This window comes from Thermoplasma sp. Kam2015 (assembly GCF_003205235.1).
Classification (GTDB): domain Archaea; phylum Thermoplasmatota; class Thermoplasmata; order Thermoplasmatales; family Thermoplasmataceae; genus Thermoplasma.
This window is the reverse complement of sequence record NZ_QJSM01000009.1, coordinates 1-13,541: the sequence shown is the minus strand read 5'-3', so window position 1 is coordinate 13,541 and position 13,541 is coordinate 1. Positions and strand designations below refer to the sequence as shown.

The following is a 13,541-nucleotide window of genomic DNA, read 5'->3' as shown; positions in this document are numbered from 1 at the left end:
TGAAGAACGAATTCCATGATTCCTTGACCTTTCTTATTGTCCACTGTGCCGTCTGTGCTGGCAGTTTCTGGAAATTGTTGTTTTCCTCTATACCTGATGGTTTTGAAAACTGTTTTGCAAGATCCTTATATGATGATAATTTTTCCTTATTGAAGAACTGGTTTCTTAGAATATAATTAACCTGATTATATAGGTTCTTTGATACATGGCACATTCTGGATATTACACCATTGTCACGGATAAAGATCTGTTCAGTTCTCATCGTTTTCATAGCTTATCTCCATTGAACTTTTCCTCCTTTTTGAATACATTTTCATTGAATAGCGATGAAGCATTGAAATTATATCCTCAAATATTTCCTCCGAATCCAATTTTTTTATTTCCCACCTCAGATACAACGACTGTTTCTGTGCCGTATTTCTGGAATAAATATTTAAACAAGTCAAAACCTATTCTGCTTAACCTGTCCTTGTACGTTATTATCACCTTTTCAACTCTATATTTTATGATCTCATCAAGCATATCAAAGAATCCCTTCCTCTTTTCAAATGATATACCAGATGATATATCAGAGTATATTGCATTTATCGTATATCCATTCATAAAACACCACTGCTTTAACTGCTCTATTTGATTGTTTAGATCGTTTTTCTGTTTCATCGTTGATACCCTTGCATATATGACTGTTTTTCTCTTAACATCCCTATTTAATAATTTGTAAATATCCTCATCATTGTAGTCATAATGCCTATTGGGCATAACTGTAAATCTTATCTTCCCCGTTGAGGCGTATACATGAAGCGTCTTTCATGATATTCGTAGCAGATTTAATACCTCATTTGCCTTCATAGTTAATAATATAATACAGTATTTGTATAAATAGTTATTAGAATTACGGATCATAGATACTCGTTTTCAAGCGCAGAGATGTGATTGTTGAATGCCTCTATTCCAGACAGCATCGCCCTGTATATATCGTACTGATTGCGATCATGGAGGCTTATGTCATAATGATCAGACGATTCGACAACTGTGATGCCGTATTTTTCTGCAAGTTCTAGGTAGCCTTTCCTTCTTGCCCTGTCTAGACTCATAAGGCTGTATCTGGAAATGTATACCCTGCTGCGTCTTGCATACTTCAATGCAATGTCATGATACTTGTACACGTTTGAATCTATCCAGATCTCGCCCTTTTCTTCAAGATCAGGATATTTTACGTCAGGAAGGCAGTACAGACCGCGACCGCTGTATTTTTCTCCAGTTCTTATTTCTACACCGTATCTCTTCAGCGCCTCCGCATAGTAATTGATAAGCCTTCCGAACTCCTGCTTCTTGCTCTCATCGAATATCTCATTTATCTGACCACCTATGCGGTCTTCCTTTTCGTACAGCGTGACCCTTAGCCCGGACTTTGCTGCATAAAGAGAGGCTTCAAGACCCTTGACGCCAGCCCCAACTATAGCTATGTCTCCTCTGTATCTTTTGACAGGCCTTGGAACTACGAAGTATGGATTCACTGTGCAGCGTACCTCTCCATAGGCCAGATTTCTGCATCCCTGATTACACCTTATGCACGGCCTTATGCCGCCTGAGCCGCTTACCACCTTGAAAGGGAGATACGGATCAGCTAGCAGCCCCCTTCCGATTGAGGCAAAATCTGCGGTGGAAAGTACACGCTCTATATCCTCTTCCGATGTTATGGAGCCGGCAACCATGAGGGTCTTCGCAGTTCTATGCCGGATCTTCTGGAGGATATGCGTATGGGGCGAATAGAATGATGCTGAAGATCCGGGCGGATCGTTGTTACCGGCAGATATGTGCACGTAGTCTACATTCTTCAGCGACTCTGCAATCTTAGCACCGTAATCTGGCCCATAGCCATCTTCCTCATCCTCATAGAGGCTTATCCTTATGCCTACGGGAATGCTGACCTGGGATCTTACCGCATCTATGACCTCCTGCGCAAATCTTATCCGGTTTTCGAATGATCCACCGTATCTGTCGTTTCTTCTGTTCCACCAAGGTGATAGAAACTCATCAACCAGATATCCATGCGCACCGTGTATCTCTATGCCGTCGAATCCGGATCTTTCTGCTATGACCGCGGCCTTCTCATATGCGGAGATGACGCCTTCTATATCGGATAGATCCATTTCACGCGCAGCCGGATCAAACTGTGTCTTTGAGGGTGCAAGCTTGTATTCGTTTATGGAGTTTATGGCCTTTGCCCCTGCATGGACAAGCTGCACAAAGATCTTGGATCCATGGGTATGAACTCGATCCGTCAACCTGGAGAACTTAGGTATCTGCCGCTCATCATACATGCCCATCTGGTTTCTTGAACCTATGCCAGACCTCCTGTCAACATAGGTATATTCCGTTATTATGAGACCTGCACCGCCCCTGGCCCTCTCCTCAAGGTATGATATATGGCTCTCATTCGTATTCCCGTCAGGAGAGGCCATATTGGATATCATCGGAGACATGACTATTCTGTTCCTTATCAGCAAGTCCCCGATGTACCCAGGATCGGACGCCGACGCCAAACCCCATCACCTCAGCGCTCTGTATATTGCGGCTATATCCTCCTCGCCATGACCCGTTATCTGTAGATAGCGAAAGAGCTGAAGAGCGAGCGAGGCCATCGGCAGTGGTATTGTATTCCTGGCTGCCAGTTTTCCCACGATTTCCAGATCCTTCAGCATGTTCTTCACGGAAAATTGGACAGAATAATCCTCCGATATCATCTTTGGAACCTTCAACTCTGAGGTCGGAGATCTTGCACTGGAGTATTTAACGAGCACGTCGTTTATGATGTCATCTGGTATACCACTTCGCTTCCCGAACCTCACAGCCTCTGCCAATGCAGTCATATAGGAACCTAAAAACAGATTGTTCACAAGCTTCGCATAGAGTCCTGCACCATTTTCTCCCATATACACTATGCTGTTTGCTGTGCCTGATAGAATTTCCCGTATCTCATCAAATCCAGATCTGTCGCCACCCACAAGTACAACGAGATTTTTCCTCTCAACTGCTATGGATGTTCCGATCACAGGGGCATCATACATCTTCCCGCCGTTCTCCTCTATTCTTTTCGCTATTTCAATGGATGTTTCGGGTGAGATCGTCGACATGTCCACGAATACCCTGCCCTTTGATACTGAGATGACGTTGGAATAAACCTGAGATACAGATTCGTCATCATAAAGCATTGTTATTATGATATCGTTATCCTTCACCGCAGATATCAAATCAGGATAGTATGTCGCGTTAAGCCGCCCTGCTGTATCCCTTGCCTTTTCAACAGTTCTGTCGTATACTCCGTGCAGTTTTCCCGACCCGGCAAGATTTGCGGCTATCCTTGAACCCATAACGCCAAGACCTATGATAAGAACTTTGCGCTGCATATCCTCCCAATCCATTCATGATATACTAAAATTATTGTTTCTACGCTGTTACTTTTCGCTTAAGGTTAAATAGATATTACGTTTACTTGTATCGCATGAGCTTCGATTCTGATTCCTTCTCACAGTACAGGGAATATTTGAGGCAGAATTCGGGCCGGATAAAGGATGCCATGGTGATGCCAAGGGATTCGCCTCTGAGAGACATCTACAGGGATCCATTCAGAAACCATTATGAGGATCTTCCTTCACAGGATGTCGATGTGCAGGGCCTTAAGATATCGGCAACAGACAGCAGTGAGTTCTCAAGAGAGCTGTACAGTGGACCTTTCTTCATACTCGTCCGTGCGTATTCAAAGGTTCAGGGCAGGGTGTATGTAGATTTCAGATCCTCGATAGCGTCTGTCACGCCAGAAGAGGTAAAGAAGGAGACAATGGTGATGATGGAATCGTCCGAACACCGATCACTGCTGAAACTGGTTGAGGCGGAGTCGCCGGATATATCATTCGTTGACGGTTCGCTGATGGGCAGACTTGCAAGGTGCCAGGACTACCAGACCTCGCTCAACGGTGATGACGATTACTGCATCGTTCTCCGCAATCTTCTTGAAGCCGCCATGAAGAAGACAACGCTGGTGTTCGTATCGAAATCGACGAGATCGCGGATACTCAGAGATACCCTTCTGAGCGAGGCCGATCAGAGTCCGGTCACGGAGGCCGAGAGAAACAGCTGGCACTTCGATCATTACATAATAAAATCGATGGCAGAGAAACCTGGATACGTGAGACCCATAGATGTGCGTATGAACATCGGCAATGCCGCATTCGACATCAAGGTGTCGGATCTGCTGCCCCGTATTGAGGATGTACCCATAAGGTTCGAGGTCATCGGGGGCAGTGTAACGTTCGAAAGGGTGCTCAAGGTCATGATGTATGGTTATACCGGCTATAAGGTCTATAATCTGTGGCTGTCTGATATAGACAACATGGTCAAGTTCAGGAAAAATGAGGTGGAGAACGTATACCTGAAGGAATTCGAAAGGGTGGTTGGAATTCCATTTTACGAAACCAGAGGTGAAAGACGTGCAAGAATCAGAATATGAAATTGGATACACCGTTGGAGACAACCGATCCGAATCATTCACGTTCGTGGTGGATCCGGAGATACAGATAAAGAAGTGGGAGTATGTATACATAAAAGCATATGATGACATAGTGCTTGGAAGGGTTGATGACCTGGTCTCGAAGAGCGATCTGCTCAACGACCGCATTGATTTCAACAGCGTCAGGAAATACTCTGAGAACAGGATGAACGAGAATGTCGACATATGCATCGTGCGGATCATAGGAAGCGTCAGGGACGGAAAGATAGCGAGGTCAAGATATCTCATAAGGCCTGGACAGCCTGTTTACAAGGCGAAAAGGGAGATTCTTGAGAGCATACTGAAATTCGATGATGACCGATCGCTCTTCCTCGGGCATCTGGCGGATCAGCCGGACGTCAGGGTGTTCGCCAATATAAACGGACTGAGGAGGCATCTGGCCATCATAGCACAAACCGGTGCGGGAAAGAGCCATACGGCGGGTGTGATAATGGAAGAACTGCTGAAGAAGGGCGCATCCATAATTGTTCTGGATCCGCATGCGGACTACGTGCTCATGAAGAACAGCCAGAATCCGATCTACAGGGACGGCATAAGAGTATTCCGTACCCCAATGAGTACGGGCCGGTATACAGACAGGCTTGGAAAGGTCGATGATTTCACAATAAGATTCCAGGATCTGAACTATGAAGAGGTCTGTGAAATAATGGGAATACATGAAAACTACGTGCAGCAGTCGAACGTGGTTAAGAAGATCATGGAGAATCTCAAAGGAAGAAAGGACGTAGATGAATTCATAGAGAAGAGCGACAGCATAGATCTGGAACACCGTATCGCCCCGAGGATAAAGTACCTTAAAAGGATAAAGAGCATATTCGGGAACAGAACAACGGATATAGGCGAATATCTTGCACCTGCACGCATGAGCGTCATAGACCTTTCTGGATTGGATCAGGGCCTGGCCAATTACTTCGCATATAGGGTCATAAGCCAGGTTTACGATGCGAAGACCACCGGTTCCTTCGAATATCCAGTTTTTCTCTTCATTGAGGAGGCTCACAATTTTGCACCACCAGAGAAAAACAGAGGAAACGGTGCTTCGAGGCTTCTGTATGATCTGGTCAAGAAGATAGCCGCTGAAGGCCGAAAGTTCGGTATCTTCCTTGCGATAATAACACAGAGGCCTGGCAAGATAGATCAGGACGTGCTGAGCCAGTGCAACTCGCAGATAATACTGAGGATAACGAATCCTGTTGATCAGAAGGCCATACTTGAGAGCAGCGAGAACATGAGTGCTTCGCTGATGGAAGATCTCCCTTCCCTTGATATAGGTGAGGCCATAATAATTGGGGAGATAGTGAAGATGCCGACAATAGCAAAAATAAGGCAGAGGGAGACCGAAGAAGGCGGAGTGGATGTCGAGATAACCGAGATGCTCAGGAAAGCCAGGGAGGAGGCTGCGAAACAGAGGGATCCCTCAACCCTGATCGAGAGGACGAGAAAGTTAGTTGAGTGATGATCCATGCCCAGGTTCATGCATTTTTCAGATACGCATATAGGATACAGATCACTGGTTATTGAGGAGAGGGAGCAGGACTTCTACGACGCATTCCATGAGGCCATAGATATAGCATTGGAAAACAGTGTGGATTTTGTGATACATACCGGCGATCTTTTCGACACTTGGATCCCGGGGAACAGGGCTATAAAGGAGTTCAGGAACGGCATAATGAAGCTGAATACGAAGAATATACCTTTCTTCTCCATATTCGGAGACCATGATCGCCCGAGACGCAATGGAGAACCTGCAGCGGGCATATTCGATTTTCTTGGCGTTCATGCCATGGGACGCGATCAATTTGAATACACTGTCAGAAGATTCGGCGGGGAGGATGTGCTCATAGGCGGCATATCGAACATGAAGGGCTACATGAAGCCCAGGCTCATGGAAGAGTACAGAAAGGCAGACGGCATCGAAGAGGGGTATAAAAACCGCGTAATCATGTCGCATCAGGCCATAGATCCTTTCTTCGTACCGGAACAGTGCGAGGCAAAGCTGAACGATCTGCCGCTGAAATCTTCCTATATAGCCATGGGGCATCTCCACGACTTCATGGAGCGCAGGGCCGGCCCACTGATATCCTACGCAGGATCAACTGAGATCAAGAGCGAGAATGAGATCAATGGCTTCCGGAAACAAGGTAAGAGCGTCAACATAGTTGATATCAGTAACGGGAATGCTGATCTCACGCGCATAAGGCTAAAGAGCGTGAGGCCGCAACTGAAGGTTCAGAGCGATGCCGAAAGTTACATCGACGATATAAGAAGATCTATATCTTCGGTGAAGAACGATGGGAACGAAAAGAGGCCTCTGATCAGCCTGGAGATACACGGTGATATCTCGATGGAAACCGTGATGCAGGAGATATCGCAGTTTGACAACGTTATATTTTCAAGACCGAAAATAAAAAAGGATGCAACGATACCAACAATAAGGACTGATAGTGCCGATCTCAGGGATTATTTTTCAGCTTATCTTAAGGATGAGAGGCTGGCGGACCTTGCAATCAAGATAATGAAGCATACGAAGAGTAGTGATCTTGAGGGTATAATGAAGGAGATAGAGGTGCTTTATATTGATAATAGACAGGATACGCCTGACTAATTTCCTCTCGCATGAAGACAGCGAGATATACTTCGATACAGGCGTGAACGTGATCGTTGGCCATAATGGAGCCGGGAAATCCAGCATTGTAGATGCAATCAGGTTTGCTCTCTTCGGGGACAGAAGGACAAAAAAGATTGAAGATATGATAAGGAAAGGGGCAAAGAATCTTGAGGTTGAGATGGAATTCCGGCATGCCGGCCACACCTATATCATCAGGAGATCGATAACCAGAAGATCCAAGAATCCGGAAAGCAACGCCATTGTACTCGTGGATGGATATCCCATTGCTCAATCTGTCAAGGACGCCAACGATTACATCGAAAAGAATATAATGATAAGGGGAAAGGACGTCTTCCTCAATTCCGTCTTCTCAAAGCAGGGCGAGATGGATGAGCTCATATCTGGTGATCCGGCCAAGAGAAAGCAGCTCCTCGATGAGATACTTGAGATAGACGTGCTGGAGGAAACCTATGACCTTCTCAAAGAGGTGATCAACCAGATGGGGAGCAGTATTACTAACCTTGATTACCTGATTTCAGAGAATCAATCTGATGAGGCCAACGTTGAACGATACAGCGAAGAGATATCGACCATGGAGAAGAGGAAGGCAGAGGAACTGGCAATAATTGAGGATCTCCAGAAAGATAGAGATGCTGCAAACGATGAGTACGCAAAACTCAACAAAGAACTGATAGAGCTTGATACTAAAATAAAGGCTATGAAAAGTGATCTTCAAAGTGCAGAAGAATACGAGAAGAAACTTGCGGAAATAGAAAGAATGCTTGATGAGATATCAGTCTATACAGGCAACTATGAAAACATCGTTTCTTCAGCTGTCTTCCAGAACAGAGACAGGATCAGATCCTACTGGACGGACAAGGCGCAGATCATTGAGAATAAAAAGGCGATGAAGCGTATTGATGATCAGATAGAGAAGTACGAGGAAAATTTCAGCAGATACAGAGAACTTGAGCCATATCATCTGGAGTACGAGAAGAGGCAGGCCAGACAGGAGGAGATAAAGAAGGAGATCGAAAAATTAAGTGATACCCATAGCAGATACGAATCAATCAGGATAGATCTCGAAAAGAAGAAAAAAAATCTGGAGCAAAACAGAAAGAGACTGAATGATCTCCGTACAGAGATATCCAGCAGAATCGGGCTTTCATTCGTCAGCGCGATGGAACTTGATTCCATATACCAAGAAATGAGGAGGGAGATCGACGACGCCTCTAACAAGAAAAGTTCACTAATGACCGGATTGAGCCTCTCAAAGCAGAAGATAGAGGAGATAAGCAGAAATATGGAGCTTCTCAAGGGACAGAAAGTATGCCCGGTATGCGGAACAGATCTTGGAGAGAAAAAAACGGAGGATCTCTACGATCACTACGCTGAAGATCTCAGGAAAGAGAAGGATCAGATCGAAGGAATAGAAGAACAAATTAAGAAACTTGGAGACAGAATCGACGGGCTCAGAAGACTTGAAGAATATTTAGGAGGTGGAAAAATCAGGGAATACTCCACTCTTGAGAAGCAGATCGATGACCTGAATTCACAGATCGCCGATGATGTAAAAGCGATGGAAGATCTCGGGGAAGGAAACAAAAAATACCTTCAGCTTGATGAAGAATACCGATCGATCGACGTTTCGGAGCTCAGGGACAGGGACAATGAATGGCGAAGCGCAAAAGCTGTTGTTGAAAATATTGGAGACATTGAGTCCCTCAGGAAAGAGAAAGATGATATGTTTGAAAGGATAAAGGAAATTGAGCAAAGGATGGGATCCGTGGAACGGGAATTCCCGGACATCAATTCCTATACGCCGTCCTATCTGAGTAAACTTGAGGAGGATGTCAAGAATCTAGAAACAGAGGTCAGAAAGGCCGAGGATCTGAAGAAGCAGAAAAATGAACTCGAGATAAAGATACGGGATCTCAGATCAAGGGCCTCTGGAATGGATGAGGCAGAAAAGAAGAGAGAGGATCTTTCCCTGAGGGTGAAGCAGGCTGAGGAGAAGGTCAGGGGATTTGATGACAGAATTGCCCGTTCAAACAGAACTATCTACAGCCTAGAATCGAGCATTGAGACGATGAAAAGAACCGTCACGGAAACGAAAGAAAAAATATCCAGCAGGAATAGGCAGATAGATCAGATGAAGAGGATCGCCAAGGCCATAGAGGATGTTAAGAAGATAAGAGAGGCATTCGGAAAAAATGGCGTTCCCGCAATGATAAGACAGAACGTCTCAGATTACCTGACTTCCAGAACCAGAGATTATCTCTCAAGTTTCGAGCTGGACTTTGACGATATATCCATCGATCAGGATTTCAATGTAACCGTGTACAGGGGAGGTGTGCCAGAGGGCATAGACTCCCTCAGCGGTGGTGAGAAAACAGCTGTGGCTTTCGCCATAAGGGTTGCGGTAGCTCAGTTCCTCAATACGGATCTCAGTTTGCTGATACTTGACGAGCCTACCGCATTTCTGGACGAAGAGAGGAGGAATAGCCTTTCCAATATTATCGAATACACCCTAAAGGATGCATCGGTGATACCTCAGGTGATAATAATATCACACCACAGGGAATTATTATCCACTGCAAATGTTGCAATAGAGGTCAAAAAAGTAAATGGACGATCAGTTGTGATCAATGCGGATTAGATCCAGATAATCAGATGCATTGTCATGAGTTATGCCCAAAAAAATTCACGTCATAAAACCTTCCCCACATGTTGTCTGCAAATATACTGGCAGGAAAGTGCCGAGCTTTGGCGAGAGCTATATCTTATATAGTTAGATCGCAGGCATCACATTAATGTATGGGATCCGAACAGCTTCAGATCTTGTTTTATTCCATCTTGAGTATATCTTAGATGACAAATCAGAAAATTATATTAATGAGCTTTTTCCTTTGGACCCTGCGCATCTTATCACCGGATATCTGAGTTTTATCATATTTTTCCGAACTCAAGCTTTTCTATAGAACAACAGCGAATATTATGGTGACCATGAATGCCACTACCATGTATATCATGTACCATCCAACCTATAACTGTCATAATAATTACAACATAAAAATTTATGAATATATTAATTAAATAGGAAAAAATGAAAATTAACCTGTGATTCCGGCTGACATATAACTGCCTCTCAGGAATTTAGAAAGAATTATTGTCAATATTATAACTGGTATGGTGACTAGCAAGGCAAAAACAGTTCCAGTGAATATGTTCCCCCTGGCAGTGCTTTCCAGATATATGAGTATAGGAAGTGTTGGATGAACAGGCGATATTATAACCGCGAAAGTGAACTCGTCCCACGACATTAGCCATGACAGGAGAAATGCGGCAACCACACCGGGAACTGCAAGTGGGAATATAACTCGATATAAAGCCTGTATGAAGGTAGCGCCATCAACTCTAGCCTGATATTCAAGCGTTCTTGGAACTGATTCCAAAGATCCGGTTATCAGAAAGACGGTGAGGGGAAGAACCACCAGCTCTTGAGCAAGAGCCAGTCCAAGGGCCGAATCATATAAGCCAATTTTTATAAATGTACTACTGATGGGTATGGCTATTGTTAGAGATGGTATCATAGTTGAAAAAAACAAAAGCCCCAAAATTAGATTGCTTATTCTGTACGGTATCTTTGTAAGCCCATAGGCGGCATGGAAACCCAGCAGTATTGCGATAGAGGCAACTATAAAAGCCGTTTCAAGGGATTTATAGAATGCGGCTATCAGTATAGATCCATATCCCGAGAAGGCCGCCCTTAGATTATCAAGAGTGAATTTTGTCGGTATCAATGGCGGATAGTATGCCCCAAGTGTCTGAGACGGGCTGGCAAATGCTATTATGACGAGAAAATAAAGAGGTATTAACACTATGAATGAGAATATCGCTCCTCCTATGTAGAAATAATATTTAGATCGTGGCCCCTTATACTCACTTACCATTTGAACTCACCTTACCTTGCCTCGATCTCATGAACATAACAAGAGCGGCGAACACAAGAACGAAGGCCAGCAGAATGGTAGCACCTGCATCTGCCGGATATGCATTCACGGTGTCAAACAGGGCGTAAGTCATCGTTGTCAACAATTCATGCGGAAACAGAAGAAGCGCCATCGCAAATATATTGAATTCGCTTATGCCCCTTATCATAAGTGCTATTGCAATGAACCCTAGCATGTTCGGCACGGTGATATGGAAAAATCTCGATATGGGACCCGCACCATCTACCATAGCTTGGGCGTAGAGATCGCTTGGTATCGTCACCATACCGGAGAGGAGGACCAGCGTAACTATGGGGGTGTTTTTCCATGAGTCTGCAAGTATAAGAACGAGCAATGATGTACCATAGGATCCTGTCCAGTCCACAGGCTTTAGATGCAGATCCAAAAGAACAGTATTTGCATATCCGCCAAAAGTGGAGAATATATCGTGAAATAGCACGCCTGTAACTATTGTTGCGACACCAAAAGGTATCAGGAATATGGCAGAGAATATCCCTCTTCCTCTGAAAGGTTTTGAAAGTAATGACGCAACCATGAAGGCAACGGTGAATTGAAGGAGAAGAGCTGAAGCAGTGACTACGAACGTATTTATTATTGGAGAGGTACCAAATGTGGAAAGGACGAATCTGTAATTGTAAGTTGATAGCTCCCCACTAGCCGTGTGAAAACTACCATATACGGCTTCTAAGGCAGGAATAAACGCTAGGTATAGAACATAAATAATTGCGGGCAGCATAAGAACGTATGCTGTCCATTCATCTTTCCATCTTACCATATATACCTTATTTTTCTAAAGTTTATACAGATATCGGTGCATATGCGTCTGGATTGTTGTAAAGCGTTGCGTTAGCGGATCCGTAGTTTGCCTCAATGTAGTCATACATCTGACTGTGAGCGTAACTCAGCAGACTTGGTATATCGCTGTAGCCCTTGATATGTGTAACAAACACTGGGTTAAATACATCCTGACAGAATATGGTCTGCCATTCTGTTATCCAGGGGGTCGGATTTCTGAGGAACACGCCTGTGGCTATTGCCTGCTCGAGTGCCGTGAATATGACAGATTCGCTCTTCGGTAGATTCCTGTATGCATTCTGGTTTATCGCCACCCAAGAGAGATTGAGCAGTGTTTCTCTTTGTGCCTGGGCGCCCAGCAGGAACCTTATGAATGCCTCCAGGCTTGGGATGTTTGTAGCACCCTTCGGAATGAAAAGTACATCACCACCCAGTACATGGTTTCCATTTACAGGGCCGGCAGGGCCTGGGTATACGCCGAGAGTCGTATTGTTCATATTATACGGTGAAGCTGTCAATATATTATACACGTATGGCCACTGATAATCCAGTATGGAATAATTACCCACAGCAAGACCCCTATAGGATCCCCAATAGCCTGTTGTGAAGTCCTTGCTGAAATAAGCACTGAGATTGTAAAGCATTTGCACAGCATGTATATCCCCAGTATCGTTGAGATATAACGGATTGCCACCGAATTGAACCATCATCTGATACATCTCCGTAGCTGTGCTGGAGCCGGTATGACCTCCATTGGTGGAGGCTCCCTGTATCATTATTGCGTTCTGTCCCGTAGCGCTTTTTATAGCCTTCGCATCGTTCAAGAGCTGAGTATAGTTGGCGGGTGGTGCTGATATACCAGCTTTAGCAAATTCAGTCTTGTTATAGAATACAAGTGGCACGTTGCCTCTGAATGGGAAGAAGTAGATCCCTCCGAAAACTTTCTGCTCATATTCTACGAGATTAGAGGCTGCAGGTATCAGACTGGATGGCATCAGCGCTGGAGCCATAGCTGTGAGATTCATAAGAACATTTCCGTGCGAACTGTATATAAGTTGACCTATCTCAAGGTTGTCCTGACCTGCTACTATTGGGCCAACATGCCCGGATGCTTCAAGAGCAAGTATATCCTTCGAAACATCTTCACTCCCTACGTTAACGAACGTAACATGTATGCCAGGATATTCTGATTCAAACTGCGGAATGAGTGTATCATTGATGAACTTTGCCTCGGATGCTGCCACGCTTTCGTAGAACTCTATATTCACCACACTTGAAGTTGTTGTCTTAGTGGAATGAAATGGAAAATAGCCAGCAGAGAATGCAACTATTGCGACCAATACTATGGCCACTATCCATCCCCATGGTTTTTTCTTTTCCTCATAGTCTTGGCTTTCCGTCATGTCTATCACAACGTTATTTCAAATCATCATATTTAAATATTGTTCTCAATAAATAATCATACTTCCATTTGAATGTAAATTCTATAATATATATTAAATTATTGAACCGAGAATTTTTAAAAAAGGTCATTGAATTTGATTTTCCAATTGAT

9 protein-coding genes and 2 pseudogenes are annotated in these 13,541 nt (G+C 44.3%); 4 read left to right on the top strand and 7 right to left on the bottom strand.

Going from position 1 to position 13,541, the window contains the following annotated elements; genetic code table 11:
- From DMB44_RS00880 to DMB44_RS00865, 4 genes and pseudogenes are all read right to left on the bottom strand, one after another.
- Nucleotides 1-271, bottom strand: a pseudogene (locus DMB44_RS00880) (RNA-guided endonuclease TnpB family protein); the annotation flags it as partial.
- Nucleotides 252-849: pseudogene (locus DMB44_RS00875) on the bottom strand (IS607 family transposase). The pseudogenes DMB44_RS00875 and DMB44_RS00880, both read right to left, overlap by 20 nt.
- A gap of 50 nt (nt 850-899) precedes the next feature.
- A complete protein-coding gene (locus DMB44_RS00870; protein ID WP_110640181.1) occupies nt 900-2,546 on the bottom strand; it encodes an NAD(P)-binding protein in 1,647 nt (548 codons plus the stop codon).
- A gap of 6 nt (nt 2,547-2,552) precedes the next feature.
- Nucleotides 2,553-3,410, bottom strand: a complete 858-nt coding sequence (locus DMB44_RS00865) for an NAD(P)-dependent oxidoreductase (protein ID WP_237265207.1) — start codon at nt 3,408-3,410, stop codon at nt 2,553-2,555.
- Between the two features lie 95 nt (nt 3,411-3,505).
- On the opposite strand from DMB44_RS00865, the gene DMB44_RS00860 reads away from it, so the two are divergent.
- The 4 genes from DMB44_RS00860 to DMB44_RS00845 are packed head-to-tail and all read left to right on the top strand — an operon-like array spanning nt 3,506 to nt 9,837.
- Nucleotides 3,506-4,510 carry a DNA double-strand break repair nuclease NurA gene (locus DMB44_RS00860; protein ID WP_110640179.1) on the top strand — a complete coding sequence of 335 codons (1,005 nt, stop codon included), beginning with the start codon at nt 3,506-3,508 and terminating at the stop codon, nt 4,508-4,510.
- On the top strand, nt 4,491-6,026 hold the full coding sequence (locus tag DMB44_RS00855; RefSeq protein WP_237265206.1) for an ATP-binding protein: 1,536 nt from the start codon (nt 4,491-4,493) through the stop codon (nt 6,024-6,026). Before DMB44_RS00860 ends, DMB44_RS00855 begins: the two co-directional genes overlap by 20 nt.
- A 6-nt stretch (nt 6,027-6,032) precedes the next feature.
- Nucleotides 6,033-7,175 (top strand): exonuclease SbcCD subunit D, encoded by a 1,143-nt coding sequence (locus DMB44_RS00850; RefSeq protein ID WP_237265205.1) that lies wholly within the window; start codon nt 6,033-6,035, stop codon nt 7,173-7,175.
- Nucleotides 7,147-9,837, top strand: a complete 2,691-nt coding sequence (locus tag DMB44_RS00845; protein WP_161952069.1) for a DNA double-strand break repair ATPase Rad50 — start codon at nt 7,147-7,149, stop codon at nt 9,835-9,837. Before DMB44_RS00850 ends, DMB44_RS00845 begins: the two co-directional genes overlap by 29 nt.
- Nucleotides 9,838-10,291: 454 nt before the next feature.
- Here DMB44_RS00845 and DMB44_RS00840 read toward each other — a convergent pair whose 3' ends face one another.
- Genes DMB44_RS00840 through DMB44_RS00830 form a run of 3 tightly spaced genes read right to left on the bottom strand, consistent with a single transcriptional unit; the run spans nt 10,292 to nt 13,389 of the window.
- The gene (locus DMB44_RS00840; protein ID WP_237265204.1) at nt 10,292-11,131 is read right to left on the bottom strand and encodes a carbohydrate ABC transporter permease; all 840 of its coding nucleotides are present in this window, start codon (nt 11,129-11,131) and stop codon (nt 10,292-10,294) included.
- Nucleotides 11,121-11,966, bottom strand: a complete 846-nt coding sequence (locus DMB44_RS00835) for a carbohydrate ABC transporter permease (RefSeq protein WP_110640176.1) — start codon at nt 11,964-11,966, stop codon at nt 11,121-11,123. The genes DMB44_RS00840 and DMB44_RS00835 overlap by 11 nt, the downstream gene beginning before the upstream one ends.
- A gap of 22 nt (nt 11,967-11,988) precedes the next feature.
- A complete protein-coding gene (locus DMB44_RS00830; protein WP_110640182.1) occupies nt 11,989-13,389 on the bottom strand; it encodes an ABC transporter substrate-binding protein in 1,401 nt (466 codons plus the stop codon).
- Nucleotides 13,390-13,541 lie beyond the last annotated feature (152 nt).

Excerpts from the sequence above, each read along its gene's own strand:
- DMB44_RS00865 (WP_237265207.1), bottom strand. The coding sequence starts at position 3,410 with ATGCAGCGCAAAGTTCTTATCATAGGTCTTGGCGTTATGGGTTCAAGG.
- DMB44_RS00860 (WP_110640179.1), top strand. The coding sequence starts at position 3,506 with ATGAGCTTCGATTCTGATTCCTTCTCACAGTACAGGGAATATTTGAGG.
- DMB44_RS00850 (WP_237265205.1), top strand. The coding sequence starts at position 6,033 with ATGCCCAGGTTCATGCATTTTTCAGATACGCATATAGGATACAGATCA.
- DMB44_RS00840 (WP_237265204.1), bottom strand. The coding sequence starts at position 11,131 with ATGGTAAGTGAGTATAAGGGGCCACGATCTAAATATTATTTCTACATA.
- DMB44_RS00835 (WP_110640176.1), bottom strand. The coding sequence starts at position 11,966 with ATGGTAAGATGGAAAGATGAATGGACAGCATACGTTCTTATGCTGCCC.
- DMB44_RS00830 (WP_110640182.1), bottom strand. The coding sequence starts at position 13,389 with ATGACGGAAAGCCAAGACTATGAGGAAAAGAAAAAACCATGGGGATGG.